This window comes from Piscinibacter sp., assembly GCF_047600445.1.
Classification (GTDB): domain Bacteria; phylum Pseudomonadota; class Gammaproteobacteria; order Burkholderiales; family Burkholderiaceae_C; genus Piscinibacter.
In genome coordinates, this window is the sequence record NZ_JASGKT010000002.1 from 1,579,718 (window position 1) to 1,600,513 (window position 20,796).

Genomic DNA, 20,796 nt, shown 5'->3' on the forward strand with positions numbered 1-20,796 from the left:
GCGATGGCACACCCCGTTCCCTGGCTGTCGTACCTGTGCCTGGCCTCCGGCATGGCGCTGGTGGGCAGCTACGTCGGCCTGTCGAAAGTGCTGGTGCTGGTGCTGCCGGTGTTCCTGCTGGCCTGGCTGCGCTTCGGCATCGCCGCCGTCGCGATGGCCGGCTGGGTGAAGCGCCAGCCGGGCGAGGCGCCGCTGAGCCGGCACGACCGCCGGCTGCTGTTCCTCGAGTCCTTCTTCGGAAACTTCCTGTTCTCGGTGTGCATGCTGTTCGGCGTGGCGCGCACCTCGGCGCTGGCCTCCGGCGTGATCATGGCGGCGATCCCGGCGGTGGTGGCGATCCTGTCGCGCGTGCTGCTGAAGGAACGCATCGCGCCGCGCGTGGCCGTGGGCATCGCCTGCGCGGTGGGTGGCATCGCGCTGGTGTCCTTCGGCAAGCATGCCGGCGGTGACCTCGGCGGGCTGGTCGGCAACCTGCTGCTGCTCGGCGCGGTGACCTGCGAGGCGATCTACGTCGTGCTCGGCAAGAAGCTGGCGGCCAAGGTCTCTGCCAAGCGCATCAGCGCGCTGATCAACCTGTGGGGCCTGCTGCTGGTGACGCCGTTCGGGCTGTGGCAGGCGCTGGGCTTCGACTTCGCGAGCGTCGGCGCCGGCCACTGGTGGCTGCTGCTGTTCTACTCGCTGGCGGCCAGCATGGTCACCGTGTGGCTGTGGATGACCGGCCTGAAGCACGTGCCGGCCTCGCAGGCCGGCGTGTTCACGGTGATGCTGCCGGTGGCCGCGGCGGCCATCGGCGTGGCCTTCCTCGGCGAGCGCTTCACGCCGGCTCAGGCCAGCGCGTTCGCGCTCGCGCTGGCCGGCGTGGTGCTGGCCACCTGGCCGTCGCGCCGCGCCTGAGTCGCGAGGCCGGCCACCGCGGCCGGCGCCAGCGCCTTCAGCCGGTGGTCCGACCACACCTGGCGCCAGCGGCGCGCGCCCGGCTCGCCGCTCCACAGCCCGAGCATGTGGCGCGCGATGTGCGCCCAGGGCTCGCCCTGGCGCGCTTCGCGCTCCATGTAGTCGACCATCGCGGCCTCGACCTGCTCGCGCGTTCGCGCGGCCGGCGCGGCGCCGAGGAAGCGTTCGTCCCACTCGGCCAGCAGCCACGGATGGTGATACGCCGCGCGGCCGACCATCACGCCCTGCATGCCCTGCGCGAACAGCGCCTCGATCTGCGCATTGCCCGCCACGCCGCCGTTGAGCGCGAAGCGCAGCGCCGGGAAGTCGTTCTGCAAGCGTGCCACGAACTCGTAGCGCAGCGGCGGCAGCTCGCGGTTCTCCTTCGGGCTCAGGCCGCGCAGCCAGGCGTTGCGCGCGTGCACGATGAAGACCTCGCAGCCCGCCGCCGCCACGGTGCCGACGAAGTCGCGCACGAAGTCGTAGCTCTCGATGCGGTCGATGCCGATGCGGTGCTTGACCGTCACCGGGATCGCCACCGCGTCGCGCATCGCCTTGACGCCGTCGGCCACCAGCGCCGGCTCGGCCATCAGGCAGGCGCCGAAGGCGCCGCGCTGCACACGCTCGCTGGGGCAGCCGCAGTTCAGGTTGACCTCGTCGTAGCCCCATTGCTCGGCGAGCCTGGCGCAGCGCGCCAGGTCGTCGGGTTCGCTGCCGCCGAGCTGCAGCGCGAGCGGATGCTCCTCCTCGCGGTGGCCGAGGTGGCGCGGCACGTCGCCGTGCAGCAGCGCGCCGGTGGTCACCATCTCGGTGTACAGGCGCGTTTGCCGGGTGATCAGGCGGTGGAAGAAGCGGCAGTGCCGGTCCGTCCAGTCCATCATCGGCGCGACGCTGAGGCGCCAGGGCGAGGTCATGCGGGGGAGTCTGCGGGCTGTCGGCGAGGCCCGCATTGTCTCAGCCCCGCGCGGGCTCAGCGCCGGTTCCAGTAGCCGGGGCGCTCGCGCCAGCCCTGGCCCTGTCGCTGCCACTGGTGCGGCACCCAGCGGTAGCCGGGGCGCGGCGCCTCCCAGTGGCCGCCGACCCACACGTGGCGATTGGCGCGCCAGCTCCAGAAGCCGCCGATCCACAGCCAGCCCGGCGCCGGCGCGGCCGGCATGTATTCGACCTGCGGCGGCGGCGGCGCCACCGACACCGGCTCGCCGTAATAGCCGTAGGACCCGTAAGGCGCCGGCGCGACCACGCAGCCGGCCAGTGCGAGGCTCAGCGCGGCGGCCGCGCCCAGGGTGAAGAATCGGATCGAGGGCTTGCTCATGGGGCGCTCCTTCGGAAAGGGTTCAGCCCCGAAACGCCAGGCCGCGCGCCGCCGTGCACGGCGGCTGCGCGGCTTTACCCGCGCGACACAGTCGTATCGGCGGCGCGCGCCGCCGCGCCGGCGATGCCCGCGACGAAGCGCGGCCACAGCGACTCGGGCAGGTCGTGGCCCATGCCGGCGATCACGTCGAGCGTCGCGTCGCGGATGCGCCGCGCCAGGTCTTGCCCGCAGGCCAGCGGCACGAGCGGATCGTCGGCGCCGTGGATCACGTGCGTGGGCGCGGCGATGCGCGCCAGCAGCGGCGTGCGGTCGCCGTCGGCGGCGATGGCCGCGAGCTGCCGCAGCACCGCGCCGGGGCGGTGCGAGCGCCGCATCCAGGCCTCGATGTGCTCGCGCCGCTGCGCTTCCGGCATCGGGTAGCCGGGGCCGGCGATCATGCCGTGCAGGCGCACCAGGTGCTCGGCCACGCTGGCCGGGTCGCCCGGATGGCGCGGCCGCGACAGCAGCGCCATGCGCATCTTCAGGCTCGGCTGCGGCAGGCTGCGCGCGCCGCTGGTGGTCATCATCAGCGTCAGGCTGCGCATGCGCAGCGGATGCCACACCGCGAGGTGCTGCGCCACCATGCCGCCCATCGACGCGGCGCACACGTGCGCGCTGTCCAGCCCGAGCGCCGCGATCAGCGCGGCGCAGTCGTCGGCCAGGTCGGCGAGCCGGTAGGGGCTGGCCACCGGCAGGCCGACGGCGTGGCGCAGCGCGGCGGCGGCCAGGTTCGGCACGCCGAGGTGATCGAAGGGCTGCGACAGGCCGATGTCGCGGTTGTCGAAGCGGATGACACGGAAGCCGCGCGCCGCCAACTGGTCGACCAGGCCCTCGGGCCAGGCCACGAGCTGCATGCCCAGGCCCATGATCATCAGCAGCGGCTCGCCGCCGGCCGGCCCGCGCTCGTCGACCTCGAGGCGTATGCCGTTCGCGCCGATCTGCATCTCAGTGGCGCTGCGGCTGCTGCGGCGTGCGGAAGAACCAGCGCCGCGCGCCGCGCGCCTCGAAGGGTTTCCAGTGCCCGGCCGGCTGCGCGAGGCGGTCGGCCACCGCGTACAGCGCCAGCGGGTTCATGCCCATGCCCATGTGGCTGGCGTGCACCTCGATGTTCTCGGCCTGCGCGCCGGGCGCGACCACGCTGCAGCGCCAGGCGACGATGCCGTCGCTGCGTGACCAGATCGAGGTGGTGGGCACCGGCGGCTCGCGGCGGATCTGCGCCAGCACCTTCGGGTCGTGCACCGACTGGCCGCTGACCAGCTCGAAGAAGCGCCACGCGTTGGTGGCGCGCGGATGGCCGGTGAAGGGCGTGCCCAGCGTGATCACGCAGCGCACGTGGTCGGGCAGTTCCTTGGCGAGTTCACGCGCGTACAGCCCGCCCAGGCTCCAGCCGATCAGGCTGAGCTTGCGCGAATGCGCGTTGAACAGCCGCCGCACGTCGTGCGTGCAGCGCTCCAGCACGCCCTGGCGCGGGCCGAAGTTGAAGCCCTGGCCCCAGGGGTGGGTGACGTAGCCGAGGCTGTCGAGAAAGCGCCGCAGCGGCCGCGTGGTGAAGTCGTTGGCGCCCAGGCCCGGCAGCACCAGCACCGGATGGCCGTCGCCGCGCGGCAGCCGGCGCAGCCAGGGCATCGCCGCGAGCAGCGCGGCGTACTCCCACGGCGCGCGGCCCTCCAGCGCGAGCAGCAGCGCATGGGGCGCGCGCAGATCCTCGAAATGAATGCCCGGGTGTTCGCTCGTCGGATCGGATTTCACCGGGGCATGTTAGCGGCTTGCCCGCTTCGCGGCTGGAGCGCTTGCCCTAGGGCCTGTTAACGCCATGAGATGGCTCGCGTGACTCGGCAAACAGCCGCCAGCAAGGCGCGCGGCGCAGCCCATGCTGGGCGCCTGGGCAAGCCGTGCAACGCGGCTGGCGGCTGTTTGCCGAGATCACCCGCAGGGCCGCTGCCTGGCTGGCCCCAGGGCGTCGTTGCTCGCTCGTTGCGTGCCACAGGCACGCGGCCTCGCTCACGCCTAGCCCTGGGGCCAGCCAGGCAGCGGCGCGAGCCCTCTCATGGCGTTAACAGGCCCTAGGCTTGCGCGTCGCCTTGGCGACAGGCTTGGCCTTGGATTTGATGGTGGGTTCGGCGGCCGGCGCCGCCGCCGGCAGGCCCTTGAACTCCTCGAACGCCGTCTCGATGTGCGCGGCGAACTCGGCCACCTCGGGCATCGCGTCGGCGCAGGCGATGATGCCCAGGTCGAGCTGCTGGTCGTAGGTCTGCACGGTGACGTTCAGCGCCACGCCGTGCACGACGATGGACACCGGGTAGTTGGCGAGCATGCGCGCGCCGGCCAGGTACAGCGGCACCGTCGGGCCGGGCACGTTGGAGACCACCAGGTTGGCCAGCGGCGGAACGCGGTCGGCCAGCCCGGCGCGGCCGTAGACCGCCGTCAGCGCCTCCATCAGCCAGGGCACACCCATCGACGGGAAGTCGGTCGGCAGCAGGTTCTTGATGCCGACTAGCGTGGCCTTCATCGAGGCGCTGGCCGCCAGCACGTGCGCCAGCCGCGCCGCCGGGTCGGCCAGGTGCGTGCCCAGGCTCATCTGCGTCATCGAGGCCTGGTTGTTGGCGGCGGCGTCGCCGCGTTCGCGCAGCGAGATCGGCACCGCGGCCAGCAGCGACTTGCGCGGCAGCGGCCCGTGCTTGGCGAAGTGGCGCCGCAGCGCGCCGCCGATGACGAACAGCAGCGCGTCGTTCAGGCTCGCGCCGTGGCGGCGCCGCACCGTGTTCAGCTCGGCCAGCGGCAGGCTGACGCCGGCGAAGGCGCGCGTGTCGGAGATGGTGGTGTTCAGCCGCGTGCGCGGCGCGAGGCCGAGGTTGCCGACGCGCTTCTTCGGCGCCGCGCCGCCGCCGATGCGCGCCCACAGCGCCGCGGCGGTCTCGCCCAGCGCGCCGCCGGCGCTGCGCGCGGCCACCTGCGACACCGCGCCCACCGCCGCCGGCAGCGCCTTGACGAGGCTGCCGAGCTGCTCCAGTTGATGCGACAGCGCGCCGCGCAGCATCTCGGTGGTGCCGAGCCGGCCCTTGCGGCGGCGCGGCAGCTTCTTCGTCTCGATCTCGCGCGGCTGCGGGCCGAGGTCGAGGATGACCTGCGCCAGCGCCACCGCGGCCTGGCCGTCCACCGCCGCGTGGTGGAGCTGCGAATAGACGGCGACGCGCTTCTCGCCTTCCGGCCCCGGCGCGAGGCCGTCGAAGACGTGGAACTTCCACAGCGGCCGGCTGCGGTCGAGCAGCACCGGGTGCAGCTCGCCGATCTTGCGTTCCAGCTCGGCCTGGCCGCTGCCCGCGGGCATGCGGATGGCGACGATGTGCTCGTCGAGGTCGGGCTGCGCATCGACCCAGGCCGGCGCGGCCAGGTTCAGCGGCATCCACGCCAGCTTGCGGCACAGCGCGGGCAGCAGCGGCAGCCGTGCCGCGATGTGCGCGCGCAGCTCGGCGGCGAAGTCACCGCGGTGGTTGCGCGGCAGCTCGTACAGGCTCAGCGCGCCGACGTGCATCGGCATCTCCGCGGTTTCCAGGTACAGGAAACTCGCATCCAGGCCGGACAGCTGTTGCATGCTTGGCTCTTTCGTCGCTCGGGGTCGCGGCATGCTAGCCGCACCCACCGCGCGCGGCGCCGAGGGAAAGCCCGCTGCGCGGCGCTACGGCCCGCGTTCGCGCAAGGCCAGCAGCTCGTTGCCGGCCAGCGCCGCCAGCACCAGCGCGCCGCCGCTGATCACCGTGGGGCCGGGCGTCTCGCCGGCGCCCAGCCAGGCCCACAGCACGCCGAAGATCACTTCGAGCAGGCCGAGCAGCGAGATCTCCGGCGCCGGCAGCACGCGCGCCACCATCACCGCGAGCAGGCAGGGAATCGCCAGTTGCACCACGCCGAGCAGCGCGAGCAGGCCCAGGTCGCGCCCGGTGGCGGCGAAGGGCAGCGCCGGCAGCAGCGTGGCGGCGGCCGACAGCACGGCGCCGATCAGCACCGCCGGCAGCATGTCCTGCGCCGCCGCGCCGCGGTTGTGCTGCATCAGTGTCCAGTTCGCCGCCGCCGCCAGCGGCACCGCCAGGCCGACGGCCATGCCCAGCAGGTTGCGCGCGTCGGCGCCGCTGAGTTCGCGGGCGTACATCCAGACGATGCCGGCGCCGGCCAGGACGATGGCGCCCCAGGTGCGCGCGGCCAGCCGGTGGCCGAGCACGAAGCGCGACGCCAGCGCGGTGATCAGCGGCGTCAGCGCGATCAGCACCAGCACGTTGGCCACCGTGGTCAGCGTCAACGCCAGCATGAAGGCGACGTACATCACCGCCCAGCACAGGCCCGACAGCCACAGCGTGCGGCCGCCCCCGCGCAGCGAGCGCAGCAGCGCCGCCGGCCCGCGCAGCGCGCCGAGCAGCAGCGCCATCGCGGCGGCGTTGAAGAAGCTGCGCCAGAACGTGACCTCGAAACCGCGCGCCGCCTCGATGTGGCGCGACACCACGCCGGCGATGCTCCACATCAGCGTCGCGGCGATCATCGTCAGCACCGCGCGGCGGTGCGTCATCGTCATGCCGCCTCGCGGCTGGCGCGCTTGCGCTCGTGTTCCTTGAGGTGGCGCTTGCGGATGCGGATCGACTTCGGCGTGATCTCGACCAGCTCGTCGTCGGCGATGAACTCGACCGCGTACTCCAGCGTCAGCAGGATCGGCGGGGTGATCTTGATCGCGTCTTCCTTGCCCGAGACGCGGAAGTTGGTGAGCTGCTTGGCGCGCACCGGGTTGACCACCAGGTCGTTGTCGCGGCTGTGGATGCCGATCACCATGCCCTCGTAGAGCGGGTCGCCGGCCTTGACGAACATGCGGCCGCGGTCGTCGAGCTTGCCCAGCGCGTAGGTGACGGCCTCGCCGTCGTCCTGGCTGATCAGCACGCCGTTCTTGCGCCCGCCGATCTCGCCCTTGAAGGCCTCGTAGCCGTCGAAGATGTTGCTGATCAGCCCGGTGCCGCGCGTCAGGTTGAGGAACTCGTTCTGGAAGCCGATCAGGCCGCGCGCCGGGATGCGGTATTCGAGCCGCACGCGGCCCATGCCGTCAGGCTCCATGTTGACGAGTTCGCCCTTGCGCTCGCCGAGCGCCTGCATCACCGCGCCCTGGTGCTGGTCTTCCACGTCGGCGGTCACGAGTTCGATCGGCTCCTGGCGTTCGCCGTCGACCTCGTGGAACACCACGCGCGGCTTGCTGACGGCCAGTTCATAGCCCTCGCGGCGCATGTTCTCCAGCAGGATGGTCAGGTGCAGTTCGCCGCGGCCGGAGACCTCGAAGATGCCGTCCTCGTCGGTCTCCTTGACGCGCAGCGCGACGTTGCTCTGCAGCTCGCGCTGCAGACGGTCCCAGATCTGCCGGCTGGTGACGAACTTGCCCTCGCGACCGGCCAGCGGCGAGGAGTTGACGCAGAAGTTCATCGTCAGCGTCGGCTCGTCGACCTTGAGCATGGGCAGCGGCGCCGGGTTCTCGGGGTCGGTCAGCGTGACGCCGATGCCGATGTTCTCGATGCCGTTGACCAGCACGATGTCGCCCGGGCCGGCTTCGGTCGCCTGCTTGCGCTCCAGGCCCTCGAACTTCAGCACCTGGTTGACGCGCGCGTTGAACGGCGCCGCTTCCGGGCCGGCGTACACCGCGACGGTCTGCATGGGTTTCAGCGTGCCCTGGTTGACGCGCCCGATGCCGATGCGGCCGACGTAGCTGGAGTAGTCGAGCGAGCAGATCTGCAGTTGCAGCGGCGCGTCGGCCGCGCCCTCGTGCGCCGGCACGTGCTGCAGGATCGCGTCGAACAGCGGCGCCAGGTCGGTGCCGGTCTCGCCCTGCTTCAGCGTCGCCCAGCCGTTCAGGCCGGAGGCGAAGATCACCGGGAAGTCGAGCTGCTCCTCCGTCGCGTGCAGCTTGTCGAACAGCTCGAAGGTGGCGTTGATCACGTAGTCGGGCCGCGCGCCGGGGCGGTCGACCTTGTTGACGACGACGATGGGCTTCAGGCCCAGCGCCAGCGCCTTCTTGGTGACGAAGCGCGTCTGCGGCATCGGGCCCTCGACCGCGTCGACCAGCAGCAGCACCGAGTCGACCATCGACAGCACGCGCTCGACTTCGCCGCCGAAGTCGGCGTGGCCCGGCGTGTCGACGATGTTGATGTGCGTGCCCTTCCACTCCACGGCGCAGTTCTTGGCCAGGATGGTGATGCCGCGCTCGCGTTCGAGGTCGTTGCTGTCCATCACGCGCTCGGCGATCTTCTCGTTGTCGCGGAAGGTGCCGCTCTGGCGCAGCAGTTGGTCGACCAGCGTGGTCTTGCCGTGGTCGACGTGGGCGATGATCGCGATGTTGCGGATCTGGCGGGTCATGCGGTTCTTTCGGTTCTATCGTTCACGACGAGGCCTTGCACCTCGGTCGGGCTGAGCAGCCTGGTGGAAATCAGTTCGCCGGCGACGATGTGCGCCGAGCCGAGGAAGGCGCGCGGCTCGGGGCCGAACACCCGCACCTGCGGCGCGTCGGCCAGCGCGAGGCGGCGCCGCATGCCGGCGAGGAAGCGCGCGGCGTCCTCGGCGCCCAGGCGCACCTCGGGGCAGTCGGCCAGCAGCGCGTCGGCGCTGAGCAACTGCGCGTCGCGCTGGGGTTCGTCCATCGCCTCGAGCGCTTCCAGCGTCACGGCGCCTTGCAGCGTCAGCGCGCCCGAGCCGGTGCGGCGCAGCGCCGCGAGGTGCGCGCCGCAGCCCAGCGCCTCGCCGATGTCCTCGGCCAGCGTGCGGATGTAGGTGCCCTTGCTGCAACGCACGTCGAGCAGCCAGCGCCGATGATCGCCTTCGACGATGTCGATCGCGTGAATCGTCACGCGGCGCGCCTCGCGCTCGACCTCGACGCCGGCGCGGGCGTATTCGTAGAGCGACTTGCCCTCGTGCTTGAGCGCCGAGTGCATCGGCGGCGTCTGCTCGATGGTGCCGGTGAAGCGCGCGCAGGCGGCTTCGACGTCGGCGCGCGTCGCGTTCACCGGCCGCGTGCGCAGCACCTCGCCTTCGAGATCGCCGCCGCGGCGCGTCTGGCCGAGCGCCAGCGTCGCGAGGTAGCGTTTGTCGGCGTCCAGGCTGGCCTGCGAGAACTTGGTGGCCGCGCCGAAGCAGATCGGCAGCAGCCCGCTGGCCAGCGGGTCGAGCGTGCCGGTGTGGCCGGCCTTCTCGGCGCGGTACAGGCGCTTGGCGCGCTGCAAGGCATCGTTGCTCGACAGGCCCACCGGCTTGTCGAGCAGCAGCACGCCGTGCACGGCGCGCCGCGGCACGCGGCCCCGACCCAGCGGCCGCCGCGGAACCGGCTCTGCCGGGCCGCTGGCGGCGCCCCCCTGGGGGGGAGCGCCGAAGGCGCTACGGGGGGGGGTCATTCTTTCGCCCGCGTCGCGTTGGCCTGGCTGATCAGGATGTTCAGCTCCGCCGCGCGCTCGGTGGTGCGGTCGAAGTGGAAGTGCAGCGTCGGCACGGTGTGGATCTGCAGGCGCTTGAACAGGCCGTTGCGCAGCCAGCCGGCGGCCTCGTTGAGCGCCGTTTCGCATTCGGCCGGGTCGCCCACCAGCAGCGAGAAGTAGACCTTGGCGTGCGCGTAGTCGGCCGACACCTCCACCGCGTGCAGCGTGACCATGCCGATGCGCGGGTCCTTCAGCTCGCGGATCAGCTCGGCCAGGTCGCGCTGGATCTGGTCGGCGATGCGGTAGCCGCGGTTGGGGATGGAACGCTTGTGTCGCATGGTGTGCTCCTAAACGCGAACCCCGCCCTCTTTTGGAAGGCGGGGTTCGGGACGAGGCCGGTGCCGCCTTACAGCGTCCGCGCCACCTCCTTGATCTCGAAGAACTCGAGCTGGTCGCCTTCCTTGATGTCGTTGTAGTTCTTCAGCTTGATGCCGCACTCGAAGCCTTCCTTGACCTCGCGCACGTCGTCCTTCAGGCGCCGAACCGACTCGACCTCGCCGGTGTAGACCACCACGTTCTCGCGCAGCAGGCGGAAGCGCGCGCCGCGGCGCACCAGGCCGGAGGTGACCATCGAGCCGGCCACCGTGCCGATCTTGGAGGCCACGAACACCTGGCGGATCTCGGCGGTGCCGATCGCCTCTTCCTTCTGCTCGGGCGCCAGCATGCCGCCCATCGCCGCCTTCACCTCGTCGACCGCGTCGTAGATGATGTTGTAGTAGCGGATGTCGACGCCGTTGTTCTCGGCCAGCTTGCGCGCGCCGGCGTCGGCGCGGGTGTTGAAGCCGATGATGATGGCCTTCGACGCGATCGCGAGGTTGACGTCGCTCTCGCTGATGCCGCCCACCGCCGCGTGCACGATCTGCACCTTGACCTCGTCGGTGGAGAGCTTCTGCAGCGAGGTCGCCAGCGCCTCCTGCGAACCCTGCACGTCGGCCTTGATGATCAGCGCGAGGCTCTGCACCTCGCCCTGGCCCATCTGTTCCATCATCGACTCGAGGTTGGCGGCCTGGCGCTTGGCCAGCTTCACGTCGCGGTACTTGCCCTGGCGGAAGGTGGCGATCTCGCGCGCGCGGCGCTCGTCGGCCAGCACCATGAACTCGTCGCCGGCCTGCGGCACTTCGGTCAGGCCCTGGATCTCCACCGGGATCGACGGGCCGGCCGATTCGGTGGGCTTGCCGTTCTCGTCGAGCATCGCGCGCACGCGGCCGTAGCTCGAACCCGCCAGCACCACGTCGCCCTTCTTCAGCGTGCCGCTTTGCACCAGCACGGTGGCCACCGGGCCGCGGCCCTTGTCGAGCTGCGCCTCGATCACCAGGCCCTTGGCGGGCGCGTCGACCGGCGCCTTCAGCTCCAGCACCTCGGCCTGCAGCAGCACCTGCTCGAGCAGCTCGTCGATGCCCTGGCCGGTCTTGGCCGACACCGGCACGAAGGGCGAATCGCCGCCGAAGTCCTCGGGCACGACCTCCTCGGCCACCAGTTCGCTCTTGACGCGCTCGGCGTTGGCCTCGGGCTTGTCGATCTTGTTCATCGCCACGACGATCGGCACGCCGGCCGCCTTGGCGTGGTGGATGGCTTCCTTGGTCTGCGGCATCACGCCGTCGTCGGCGGCCACCACCAGGATCACGATGTCGGTCGCCTTGGCGCCGCGCGCGCGCATCGCGGTGAACGCGGCGTGGCCCGGCGTGTCGAGGAAGGTGATCATGCCGCGCGGCGTCTCGACGTGGTACGCGCCGATGTGCTGCGTGATGCCGCCGGCCTCGCCCGCGGCGACGCGGCTGGTGCGGATGTAGTCGAGCAGCGAGGTCTTGCCGTGGTCGACGTGGCCCATCACGGTGACCACCGGCGCGCGCTGCGTCGCCTCGTGCGCGCCCTCGGCGGCCTCTTCCTCGAGGAAGGCTTCCGGGTCGTCGAGCTTGGCGGCCAGCGCCTTGTGGCCCATCTCCTCGACGACGATCATCGCCGTCTCCTGGTCGAGCTGCTGGTTGATGGTGACCATCTGGCCCAGCTTCATCAACTGCTTGATGACCTCGGAGGCCTTCACCGACATCTTGTGCGCGAGGTCGGCCACCGAGATCGTCTCGGGGATGTGCACCTCCTGCACCACCTGCTCGGTCGGCGGGGTGAAGTTCGAGCCGGAGCCCTCGCCGCGCTCGCCGCGGCGGCCGCCGCGCGGCGCGCGCCAGCCGGCGCGCGCGCCGCCGGCCGGGCCGTCGCTGCGGCCCTTGAGCGCGGCGCGCTTCTTCGCGGCGTCGTCGGCCCAGCTCGACGACAGCTTCTCGGACTTGACCGACTTCTTGTCGCCCGGCTTGGCAGCGCCCGGCGCGGCGGCGGCGGTGGCCGCACCCGGCGCACCGGCCTTCTTGTGGATCGTGCCCTTGATCTCGGTGGCCGGCTTGGCCGGCTCTTCGGGCTTCTTCGCGACCAGCACCTTCTTGGGCGCGTTCATCATCTCGCGGATGGCGCGCGCCTCGGCCTCGGCGGCCTGGCGGCGCCGCGTGAGATCGGCGGCCTTCTGCGCTTCCTCGTTGGCCACGTCGGCGGCCTTGACGACGCGCAGCGCCGGCTTGGGCGGCTCGGCCGGCGCCGGGGCGGGCGCCGCGGCCGGGGGCTCGGCGGCGGCCGCGGCGGCCTTGCTCTTCTCGGGCTTGGCGGCGGCCGCGGCCAGCGCGGCGGCGGCTTCCTCGGCGGCGCGGCGCGCGGCCTCGGCGGCGCGCGCCTCGGCGGCTTCGCGGTCGCGCTTTTCCTGCTCCTCGCGCTGGCGGCGCTTCTCGGCCAGGTCTTCCTCCTGGCGGCGCAGCAGCTCGGCGTGGGCGCGCGCCTCTTCCTCGCGGCGCTGCAGTTCGGCCTCGTCGATCACCGGCGCGGCGGGCTCCTCGGCGCCCACGTCGTCGCGCTTGACGAAGGTGCGCTTCTTGCGCACCTCGACCTGGATGGTGCGCGCCTTGCCGCTCGCATCGGCCTGCTTGATCTCGCTGGTCGACTTGCGCGTCAGCGTGATCTTCTTGCGCTCGCCGCCGGCGGTGCCGTGGGCCGAACGCAGGAAGTCGAGCAGGCGTTCCTTGTCCGCCTCGCTGAGCATGTCGTCGGCCGACGCCTTCTTGACGCCGGCGGACTGCAACTGCTCGAGCAGTGCCGCGGCCGGGCGGTTCAGCTCGGCGGCGAGTTGGGCGACGGTGGTCGAAGCCATTGTGGGTGTTCCTTGCTGGGTCTAGCTCTGTCTAGCGCTGTCTCGTGGCGGCGTGGCGGTCAGGCGGTGAACCAGTGCTCGCGCGCCTTCATGATCAAGGCCTTGGCCTGCGCCTCGTCGACGCCGGTCATCTCGGTCAGCTCGTCGACCGCCAGGTCGGCGAGGTCGTCGCGGGTGTGGATGCCGCCGTCGGCCAGCTTGGCGATCAGCTCGGGCGCGATGCCGCGGCCGTCGACCTCGAGGTCGCGCAGGTCCTGCGAGACCTCCTCGACCTTCTCCTCGCGGGCGATCTCCATCGTCAGCAGCGCATCCTTGGCGCGGGTGCGCAGCTCGCCGACGGTGTCCTCGTCGAAGCTCTCGATCTCGAGCATCTCCTGCATCGGCACGTAGGCCACTTCCTCGAGGCTGGTGAAGCCCTCGGCGATCAGGATGTCGGCGACTTCCTCGTCGACGTCGAGCTTGTCGACGAACAGCTTGCGGATCGCGTCGCTCTCGGCCGCCTGCTTGGTGGCCGATTCCTCGGCGGTCATGATGTTGATGCGCCAGCCGGTCAGCTCGGAGGCCAGGCGCACGTTCTGGCCGCCGCGGCCGATCGCGATGGCGAGGTTCTCCTCGTCGACCACCACGTCCATCGCGTGGCGCTCCTCGTCGACGACGATGGACTGCACGTTGGCCGGCGCCAGCGCGCCGATCACGAACTGCGCCGGGTCGTCGGACCACAGCACGATGTCGACGCGCTCGCCGGCCAGCTCGTTGGTGACGGCGGTGACACGCGAGCCGCGCACGCCGACGCAGGTGCCGATCGGGTCGACGCGCTTGTCGTGCGACACCACCGCGATCTTGGCGCGGCTGCCGGGGTCGCGCGCGCAGCTCTTGATCTCCAGAAGGCCCTGCTCGATCTCGGGCACCTCCTGGCGGAACAGCTCGATCATGAAACCCGGCGCCGAGCGCGACAGGATGATCTGCGGCCCGCGCAGCGTCGGGTCGACCTCGAGGATGAAGGCGCGCACGCGGTCGCCGCTGCGCAGGTTCTCCTTCGGGATCATCTCGTTGCGGCGCAGCCGGCCCTCGACGCGGCCCGACTCGACGACGATGTCGCCCTTGTCGAGGCGCTTGACGGTGCCGACGAAGATCTTGTCGCCGCGCGACAGGAAGTCGTTGAGCAGTTGCTCACGCTCGGCGTCGCGGATCTTCTGCAGGATCACCTGCTTGGCGGCCTGCGCACCGATGCGGCCGATCGACACCGACTCGACCGGCTCCTCGATGTAGTCGTCGACCTCGATGTCGGCGATCTGCTCCTTGGCCTCGAACAGCAGGATCTCGGAGTCGGGCAGTTGCAATCCGGCCTCGTCGGGCACCACGTGCCAGCGGCGGAAGGTCTCGTACTCGCCGCTCTCGCGGTCGACCGACACGCGCATGTCGACCTCGCCGCCGTGCAGCTTCTTCGACGCCGAGGCCAGCGCGGCCTCCACCGCGCCGAACACCACCTCGCGATCGACGCTCTTCTCGCGCGAGATGGCGTCCACCAGCATCAACAATTCGCGGTTCATCGCTCACGACCTCCGTCTGCCTCTGGCGCGGTGGCGGCCGCGTCGGTGTCCGGCTTCGCGGCGGCGGCGCGCCGCCCCTTGAAGTCGATCACCGGCACCAGCCGGGCCTCGCGCACTTCGTCGAATGAAAAATCCAGTGCCTGATCGGTCTTGCCGTCGTTGAAGACGAGGCGCCAGCCCTCGCCTTGCGGCTGCAGCACGCCGCTGTACTTCTTGCGCCCCTGGAAGGCCAGCTTGAGCGTCAGCTCGACGGCCGAGCCGGCGAAGCGCGCGTAGTCGGCCGGCTTCTTCAGCGGCCGGTCCAGCCCCGGCGACGAGACCTCGAGCCGCGCGTAGGCGCAGTTCTCGACCTCCAGCACGTGCTGCAACTGGCGCGTGACGCGCTCGCAGTCGTCGACGGTGACGAACTCGCCGCCCGGGTCGCCCGGCAGGCGGTCGATGTACACGCGCAGCAAGCCCCCGGCGCTGCGCTCGGTGTCCACGAGCTCGTAGCCCAGGCCGGTCACGGTGCGTTCGACGCTGGCTTGCCAACTCGTCACTGGTTCGTCAACCTTCGCAAAGACTTCAAAAAACGATCGAGCAAAAAAAATGGGCTGGAAGAATCCGCCCACGCAGCTTTCTCGAAAACGACGGATTGTAGCGCGCCGCGCAGGTACCGGCAAGCCGGCCGGCTGTCAAGAGGGGCCCGCGGCGCCCGGGCGCATGCCAAAATCCGGCCCCTTCCCCCCCCGAACCAGCCACGCGGAGACTCCATGGGCTTTCTTGCCGGCAAGCGCTTCCTCATCACCGGCCTGCTGAACAACCGCTCGATCGCCTACGGCATCGCCAAGGCCTGCCGCCGCGAGGGCGCCGAGCTGGCCTTCAGCTACCAGGGCGAGCGCTTCAAGGAGCGCATCGCCGAATACGCCGCCGAGTTCGGCTCGACGCTGACCTTCGAGTGCGACGTCGGCGACGATGCCCAGATCGCCGCGCTGTTCGCGCAGCTCGGCCAGGCCTGGCCGCAGTTCGACGGCTTCGTGCACTCGATCGGCTTCGCGCCGCGCGAGGCGATCGCCGGCGACTTCCTCGACGGCCTGTCGCGCGAGAACTTCCGCATCGCGCACGACATCTCGGCCTACAGCTTTCCGGCGATGGCCAAGGCGGCGCTGCCGATGCTGCGCGAAGGCTCCTCGCTGCTGACGCTGTCGTACCTGGGCGCGGTGCGCTACGTGCCCCACTACAACACCATGGGCCTGGCCAAGGCCTCGCTGGAGGCCAGCGTGCGCTACCTGGCGCACTCGCTGGGTGCGCGCGGCATCCGCGTCAACGGGCTGTCGGCCGGGCCGATCAAGACGCTCGCCGCCTCGGGCATCAAGGATTTCGGCAAGCTGCTGGCCGACTTCGCCGCGATGACGCCGATCCGGCGCGCCATCACCATCGAGGACGTGGGCAACACCGCGGCCTTCCTGCTGTCCGACCTGGCCTCGGGCATCAGCGCCGAGATCACCTACGTCGACGGCGGTTTCAGCCACGTGATGGCCGGCTCCGACGCCGCCTGACGCGCGGCCGTCGCGCTCAGTTCGAGAGTTCGTCCAGGGCCCGCGCCGCGCCGAGCAGCGCGGGCGAGCCGCTGGCCTGCACGACGAAGGTCGGGATGTTGCGCAGGTAGGCGGCGAAACGCCCCTTGGCCTCGAAGCGCTCGCGGAAGGCCGATTGCTCGATGCGCCCGCCCAGGCGCGGCACGATGCCGCCGCCGATGTACACGCCGCCGCGCGCGCCCAGCGACAGCGCGAGGTTGCCGGCCACCGTGCCGAGCAGCGCGAAGAACAGATCGAGCGCCCGGCCGGCGCGCGCCTCGCCGGCCTGGGCGCGCGCGCTGATCGCGGCGGCATCGAGGGTCTCGACCGCCGCGCCGTCCAGTTCGCACAGCGCGGCGTGCAGGTTGACCAGCCCCGGCCCCGACAGCGCGCGCTCGGCCGAGGCGTGGCCGAAGCGTTCGCGCAGCCGCGCGATCACCGCGTCTTCCAGCGCCGTGGCGCCGGCCAGCGTGACGTGGCCGCCCTCCCCCTCGATGGCGACCACGCCGCCGCCCGGCGCCGGCAGCAGGCCCGAGACGCCCAGGCCGGTGCCCGGCCCGAGCAGCGCCAGCGGCGCGTGCTCGGCCGCCGTGCCCGGCCCGACCTGGCGCAGATCGGCCGGCCGCAGCGCCGGCAACGCCAGCGCCAGCGCGGTGAAGTCGTTGATGACCAGCAGCCGCTCCAGGCCGAACTGCGCGCGCAGCGCCTCGATCGAGAACTGCCAGTGGTGGTTGGTCATGCGCACCCGATCGCCGGCCACCGGGTTGGCGATGCCGATCGCGCAGCGCCGCGGCGCCGGCAGGCACTGCGTGTCGAGGTAGCGGCGCATCGCGTCGGCCAGCGAGGCGTGTTCGGCGCAGCGCAGGCTGTCGAACCCGGCGAGCGCGGCGCCCGGCGCGGCCAGCCAGGCGAAGCGCGCGTTGGTGCCGCCGACGTCGCCCAGCAGGCGCGGGTAGCCGGGCGCGCTCGCGTCCAAGGCCTCAGCCCTTCACGCAGTCCACGTAGTAGCGCTTCGGCGCGCCCGGCACGCCGTCCTCGTCGGCGACCAGCCCGTGCACGTCGGTCGTGAAGCCGGGGAACGCGGCGTTGAACTCGCGCGTGAACTTCAGGTAGTCGACGATCTTCCGGTTGAAGCGCTCGCCGGGGATCAGCAGCGGGATGCCCGGCGGGTACGGCGTCAGCAAGGCGGTGGTGATGCGCCCTTCCAGCGCGTCGATGTCGACACGCTCGGTGCGGCGCTGCGCGATGTGCGCGTAGGCGTCGCTCGGTTTCATCGCCGGGTGCAGGTTCGACAGGTACATCTCGGTGGTCAGCCGCGCGATGTCGCCGCGCGCGTAGGTCTCGTGGATGCTCTGGCACAGGTCGCGCAGGCCCATGCGCTCGTAGCGCGGGTGCTGGGCGCAGAACTCCGGCAGGATCTTCCACATCGGCTGGTTGCGCGCGTAGTCGTCCTTGAACTGCTGCAGCGCGGTCAGCAGCGTGTTCCAGCGGCCCTTGGTGATGCCGATGGTGAACATGATGAAGAACGAATACAGGCCGGTCTTCTCGACCACCACGCCGTGCTCGGCGAGGAACTTGGTGACGATGGACGCCGGGATGCCGGTCTTGGCGAACTTGCCGGTCACGTCCAGCCCCGGGGTGATGATGGTGCTCTTGATCGGGTCGAGCAGGTTGAAGCCCTCGGCCAGGTCGCCGAAGCCGTGCCACTTCTCGCCGGCCTTGAGCATCCAGTCGGCGCTGGCGCCGATGCCCGAGGCGGCCAGCTTGTCGGGGCCCCAGACCTTGAACCACCAGTCGCCGCGGCCGTAGTCCTTCTCGACCTTGCGCATCGCGCGGCGGAAGTCGAGCGCCTCGAGGATGCTCTCCTCCACCAGCGCGGTGCCGCCGGGCGCCTCCATCATCGCCGCGGCCACGTCGCAGCTCGCGATGATCGCGTACTGCGGGCTGGTGCTGGTGTGCATCAGGTAGGCCTCGTTGAAGAGGTGGCGGTCGAGCTTGCGGTTGGCCGCGTCCTGCACCAGCACCTGCGAGGCCTGGCTCAGCCCGGCCAGCAGCTTGTGCGTCGACTGCGTGGCGAAGACGAGCTGGTCCTTCGGCCGCTCGCGGTTCTTGCCCATCGCGTGGAAGGTGGCGTAGAACTTGTGGAAGGCGGCGTGCGGCAGCCAGGCCTCGTCGAAGTGCAGCGTGTCGATGTAGCCGTCGAGCGAGTGCTTGATGGTCTCGGTGTTGTAGAGCACGCCGTCGTAGGTGCTCTGCGTCAGCGTCAGGATGCGCGGCTTGATCCTGTCGGGGTCGACGCCGGCCAGCAGCGGGTTGGCGGCGATCTTGCGCCGGATGGCCTCGGGCGTGAACTCGCGCTCGGGGATCGGGCCGATGATGCCGTAGTGGTTGCGCGTCGGCGGCAGGAACACCGGCACCGCGCCGGTCATGATGATCGAGTGCAGGATGGACTTGTGGCAGTTGCGGTCGACCACGACCACGTCGCCGGGCGCCACCGTGTGGTGCCACACCATCTTGTTCGAGGTGCTGGTGCCGTTGGTGACGAAGAAGCAGTGGTCGGCGTTGAAGATGCGCGCCGCGCCGCGCTCGGAAGCCGCCACCGGGCCGGTGTGGTCGAGCAGTTGCCCGAGCTCGTCGACCGCGTTGCACACGTCGGCGCGCAGCATGCTCTCGCCGAAGAACTGGTGGAACATGCGCCCCACCGGGCTCTTCAGGAAGGCGACGCCGCCGCTGTGGCCGGGGCAGTGCCAGGAGTACGAGCCGTCCTGCGCGTAGTCGACCAGCGCGCGGAAGAACGGCGGCGCCAGTCCGTCGAGGTAGCTCTTGGCCTCGCGGATGATGTGGCGCGCGACGAACTCCGGCGTGTCCTCGAACATGTGGATGAAGCCGTGCAGCTCGCGCAGGATGTCGTTGGGCAGGTGCTGCGAGGTGCGCGTCTCGCCGTACAGGTAGATCGGGATCTCCGAGTTGCGGAAGCGGATCTCGCTGATGAACTTGCGCAGGTTCACCACCGCCGGGTCGATCTCGGGGCCGGCGGAGAACTCCTCGTCGTCGATCGACAGGATGAAGGCGCTGGCGCGGCTTTGCTGCTGCGCGAACTGGCTCAGGTCGCCGTAGCTGGTGGCGCCCAGCACCTCGAAGCCCTCTTTCTCGATCGCCTGCGCGAGCGCGCGGATGCCGAGGCCGGACGCGTTCTCCGAACGGTAGTCCTCGTCGATGATGACGATCGGGAAGCTGAAACGCAGCATGGGCGGCCTCGGGGCGGTGGCGGTGGTCGAAAGAGCGCGCAGTGTAGGGCTTCGCGCCGGCCGTACACTGCGCGGCGTCGGGCTTCGAGGAGCAATGCATGGACCTGTCTGCCGCCACGCTGTGGTGGGTGGCCGCCGGTGTCGCGGTGGCCGCGGAGCTGGCCACCGGAACCTTCTACCTGCTGATGATCGCGCTCGGCCTGGCCGCCGGCGCGCTGGCCGCGCACCTCGGCCTCGCGCCGTCCGCCCAGGTGGTCGTGGCCGCGCTGGTGGCCGCCGCCGCCACCGCGCTGTGGCACTTCAAGCGCGCGCGCCATCCGCGCTCGGCGCCGGCGGCGAGCAACCGCGACGTCAACCTCGACATCGGCGAGCGCGTGCTCGTCGAAGCCTGGGGCAGCGACGGCACCGCGCGCGTCAGCTACCGCGGCACGCAGTGGACCGCGCGTCTCGCGCCGGGCGCCGCGCGAACGGCCGGCGAGCACCGCGTCGCCGCGGTCGAAGGCAACTGGCTGGTGCTCGCGCCGGATTCCTCCTCCCACTGATCCCATCCATCGAACGAGAGCCATCCATGGAAATCGCCCTGATCATCGCGGTCATCGCCGGCATCTTCATCGTCCGCACCTTCAAGATCGTGCCGCAGCAGCACGCCTGGGTGGTCGAGCGGCTCGGCAAGTACGACCGCACGCTGACGCCGGGGCTGAAGTTCGTCGTGCCCTTCATCGAGCGCGTGGCCTACAAGCATTCGCTCAAGGAGGTGCCGCTGGACGTGCCGAGCCAGGTCTGCATCACCAAGGACAACACGCAGTTGCAGGTGGACGGCATCATCTACTTCCAGATCACCGACCCGATGCGCGCCAGCTACGGCTCGAGCAACTACGTGGTCGCGATCACGCAACTGGCGCAGACGCTGCTGCGCTCGGTGATCGGCAAGATGGAGCTGGACAAGACCTTCGAGGAGCGCGACGCGATCAACGCCTCGGTGATCAGCGCGCTGGACGACGCGGCGGCCAACTGGGGCGTCAAGGTGCTGCGCTACGAGATCAAGGACCTGACGCCGCCGGCCGAGATCCTGCGCGCGATGCAGGCGCAGATCACCGCCGAGCGCGAGAAGCGCGCGCTGATCGCCGCCTCCGAGGGCCGCAAGCAGGAGCAGATCAACATCGCCAGCGGCGAGCGCGAGGCGTCGATCGCGCGCTCCGAGGGCGAACGCCAGGCCGAGATCAACAAGGCGCAGGGCGAGGCCGCCGCGATCACCGCGGTGGCCGACGCCACGGCCGACGCGATCCGCAAGATCGCCTCGGCGATCCAGTCGCCTGGCGGCGAGCAGGCGGTGCAGCTCAAGGTGGCCGAGAAGGCGGTGGACGCCTACGGCCAGTTGGCGCAGAAGAACAACACGATGATCGTGCCCGGCCACATGGGCGAGGTGTCGGCGCTGATCGGCACCGCGATGGCCTTGCTCAAGGGCAAGGGGCCGGGGGCGGGCTGAG

The 20,796-nt window shown here is 71.0% G+C and carries 18 protein-coding genes; 4 read left to right on the top strand and 14 right to left on the bottom strand.

Going from position 1 to position 20,796, the window contains the following annotated elements; all coding sequences use genetic code 11:
- Positions 1-3 precede the first annotated feature (3 nt).
- Positions 4-894, top strand: coding sequence for a DMT family transporter (locus QM792_RS11625; RefSeq protein ID WP_415150133.1), 891 nt, complete (start codon positions 4-6; stop codon positions 892-894).
- On the opposite strand, the gene dusA is transcribed toward QM792_RS11625, so the two are convergent.
- The 12 genes from dusA to rimP all read right to left on the bottom strand — a co-directional run bounded on the left by dusA (position 825) and on the right by rimP (position 15,044).
- Positions 825-1,847, bottom strand: coding sequence for a tRNA dihydrouridine(20/20a) synthase DusA (gene dusA, locus QM792_RS11630; RefSeq protein ID WP_415150135.1), 1,023 nt, complete (start codon positions 1,845-1,847; stop codon positions 825-827). The genes QM792_RS11625 and dusA overlap by 70 nt on opposite strands.
- 56 nt (positions 1,848-1,903) lie before the next feature.
- Positions 1,904-2,245, bottom strand: a complete 342-nt coding sequence (locus tag QM792_RS11635) for a hypothetical protein (protein ID WP_415150137.1) — start codon at positions 2,243-2,245, stop codon at positions 1,904-1,906.
- Positions 2,246-2,319: 74 nt separating this feature from the next.
- Positions 2,320-3,228 (bottom strand): alpha/beta fold hydrolase, encoded by a 909-nt coding sequence (locus QM792_RS11640; protein ID WP_415150139.1) that lies wholly within the window; start codon positions 3,226-3,228, stop codon positions 2,320-2,322.
- Between the two features lies 1 nt (position 3,229).
- Positions 3,230-4,033, bottom strand: a complete 804-nt coding sequence (locus QM792_RS11645; RefSeq protein WP_415150141.1) for an esterase/lipase family protein — start codon at positions 4,031-4,033, stop codon at positions 3,230-3,232.
- Positions 4,034-4,337: 304 nt separating this feature from the next.
- The gene (locus QM792_RS11650; protein ID WP_415150142.1) at positions 4,338-5,876 is read right to left on the bottom strand and encodes a wax ester/triacylglycerol synthase family O-acyltransferase; all 1,539 of its coding nucleotides are present in this window, start codon (positions 5,874-5,876) and stop codon (positions 4,338-4,340) included.
- Between the two features lie 84 nt (positions 5,877-5,960).
- Positions 5,961-6,839 carry a DMT family transporter gene (locus QM792_RS11655; RefSeq protein ID WP_415150144.1) on the bottom strand — a complete coding sequence of 293 codons (879 nt, stop codon included), beginning with the start codon at positions 6,837-6,839 and terminating at the stop codon, positions 5,961-5,963.
- A 2-nt stretch (positions 6,840-6,841) separates the two neighbouring features.
- Positions 6,842-8,659, bottom strand: coding sequence for a translational GTPase TypA (gene typA, locus QM792_RS11660; RefSeq protein WP_415150145.1), 1,818 nt, complete (start codon positions 8,657-8,659; stop codon positions 6,842-6,844).
- Positions 8,656-9,588 carry a tRNA pseudouridine(55) synthase TruB gene (gene truB, locus QM792_RS11665; RefSeq protein WP_415150147.1) on the bottom strand — a complete coding sequence of 311 codons (933 nt, stop codon included), beginning with the start codon at positions 9,586-9,588 and terminating at the stop codon, positions 8,656-8,658. Before truB ends, typA begins: the two co-directional genes overlap by 4 nt.
- Before the next feature lie 95 nt (positions 9,589-9,683).
- Entirely contained in the window at positions 9,684-10,046 is a 363-nt protein-coding gene (rbfA, locus tag QM792_RS11670; protein WP_415150149.1) for a 30S ribosome-binding factor RbfA, read from the bottom strand.
- A gap of 68 nt (positions 10,047-10,114) precedes the next feature.
- Positions 10,115-12,955 carry a translation initiation factor IF-2 gene (gene infB / locus QM792_RS11675; protein ID WP_415150150.1) on the bottom strand — a complete coding sequence of 947 codons (2,841 nt, stop codon included), beginning with the start codon at positions 12,953-12,955 and terminating at the stop codon, positions 10,115-10,117.
- Positions 12,956-13,014: 59 nt separating this feature from the next.
- Complete coding sequence (nusA, locus tag QM792_RS11680) at positions 13,015-14,505, bottom strand: transcription termination factor NusA (protein ID WP_415150152.1); 1,491 nt, start codon at positions 14,503-14,505, stop codon at positions 13,015-13,017.
- Positions 14,502-15,044 (bottom strand): ribosome maturation factor RimP, encoded by a 543-nt coding sequence (gene rimP / locus QM792_RS11685; protein ID WP_415150154.1) that lies wholly within the window; start codon positions 15,042-15,044, stop codon positions 14,502-14,504. The genes nusA and rimP overlap by 4 nt, the downstream gene beginning before the upstream one ends.
- A 213-nt stretch (positions 15,045-15,257) precedes the next feature.
- On the opposite strand from rimP, the gene fabI reads away from it, so the two are divergent.
- On the top strand, positions 15,258-16,043 hold the full coding sequence (fabI, locus tag QM792_RS11690; RefSeq protein WP_415150156.1) for an enoyl-ACP reductase FabI: 786 nt from the start codon (positions 15,258-15,260) through the stop codon (positions 16,041-16,043).
- Positions 16,044-16,059: 16 nt separating this feature from the next.
- On the opposite strand, the gene glk is transcribed toward fabI, so the two are convergent.
- Together glk and QM792_RS11700 are read right to left on the bottom strand one after the other, a co-directional pair.
- Positions 16,060-17,037 (bottom strand): glucokinase, encoded by a 978-nt coding sequence (gene glk, locus QM792_RS11695; RefSeq protein WP_415150158.1) that lies wholly within the window; start codon positions 17,035-17,037, stop codon positions 16,060-16,062.
- 4 nt (positions 17,038-17,041) lie between these two features.
- Positions 17,042-19,309: an Orn/Lys/Arg decarboxylase N-terminal domain-containing protein gene (locus QM792_RS11700; RefSeq protein WP_415150160.1), complete on the bottom strand. Its 2,268-nt coding sequence runs from the start codon at positions 19,307-19,309 to the stop codon at positions 17,042-17,044.
- A 104-nt stretch (positions 19,310-19,413) separates the two neighbouring features.
- On the opposite strand from QM792_RS11700, the gene QM792_RS11705 reads away from it, so the two are divergent.
- On the top strand, positions 19,414-19,851 hold the full coding sequence (locus QM792_RS11705; RefSeq protein ID WP_415151619.1) for an NfeD family protein: 438 nt from the start codon (positions 19,414-19,416) through the stop codon (positions 19,849-19,851).
- Positions 19,852-19,877: 26 nt separating this feature from the next.
- Entirely contained in the window at positions 19,878-20,795 is a 918-nt protein-coding gene (locus tag QM792_RS11710; RefSeq protein WP_415150161.1) for an SPFH domain-containing protein, read from the top strand.
- Position 20,796: the final 1 nt, after the last annotated feature.

Excerpts from the sequence above, each read along its gene's own strand:
- QM792_RS11625 (WP_415150133.1), top strand. The coding sequence starts at position 4 with ATGGCACACCCCGTTCCCTGGCTGTCGTACCTGTGCCTGGCCTCCGGC.
- dusA (WP_415150135.1), bottom strand. The coding sequence starts at position 1,847 with ATGACCTCGCCCTGGCGCCTCAGCGTCGCGCCGATGATGGACTGGACG.
- QM792_RS11635 (WP_415150137.1), bottom strand. The coding sequence starts at position 2,245 with ATGAGCAAGCCCTCGATCCGATTCTTCACCCTGGGCGCGGCCGCCGCG.
- QM792_RS11640 (WP_415150139.1), bottom strand. The coding sequence starts at position 3,228 with ATGCAGATCGGCGCGAACGGCATACGCCTCGAGGTCGACGAGCGCGGG.
- QM792_RS11650 (WP_415150142.1), bottom strand. The coding sequence starts at position 5,876 with ATGCAACAGCTGTCCGGCCTGGATGCGAGTTTCCTGTACCTGGAAACC.
- QM792_RS11655 (WP_415150144.1), bottom strand. The coding sequence starts at position 6,839 with ATGACGCACCGCCGCGCGGTGCTGACGATGATCGCCGCGACGCTGATG.
- typA (WP_415150145.1), bottom strand. The coding sequence starts at position 8,659 with ATGACCCGCCAGATCCGCAACATCGCGATCATCGCCCACGTCGACCAC.
- rbfA (WP_415150149.1), bottom strand. The coding sequence starts at position 10,046 with ATGCGACACAAGCGTTCCATCCCCAACCGCGGCTACCGCATCGCCGAC.
- infB (WP_415150150.1), bottom strand. The coding sequence starts at position 12,955 with ATGGCTTCGACCACCGTCGCCCAACTCGCCGCCGAGCTGAACCGCCCG.
- nusA (WP_415150152.1), bottom strand. The coding sequence starts at position 14,505 with ATGAACCGCGAATTGTTGATGCTGGTGGACGCCATCTCGCGCGAGAAG.
- fabI (WP_415150156.1), top strand. The coding sequence starts at position 15,258 with ATGGGCTTTCTTGCCGGCAAGCGCTTCCTCATCACCGGCCTGCTGAAC.
- QM792_RS11700 (WP_415150160.1), bottom strand. The coding sequence starts at position 19,309 with ATGCTGCGTTTCAGCTTCCCGATCGTCATCATCGACGAGGACTACCGT.
- QM792_RS11710 (WP_415150161.1), top strand. The coding sequence starts at position 19,878 with ATGGAAATCGCCCTGATCATCGCGGTCATCGCCGGCATCTTCATCGTC.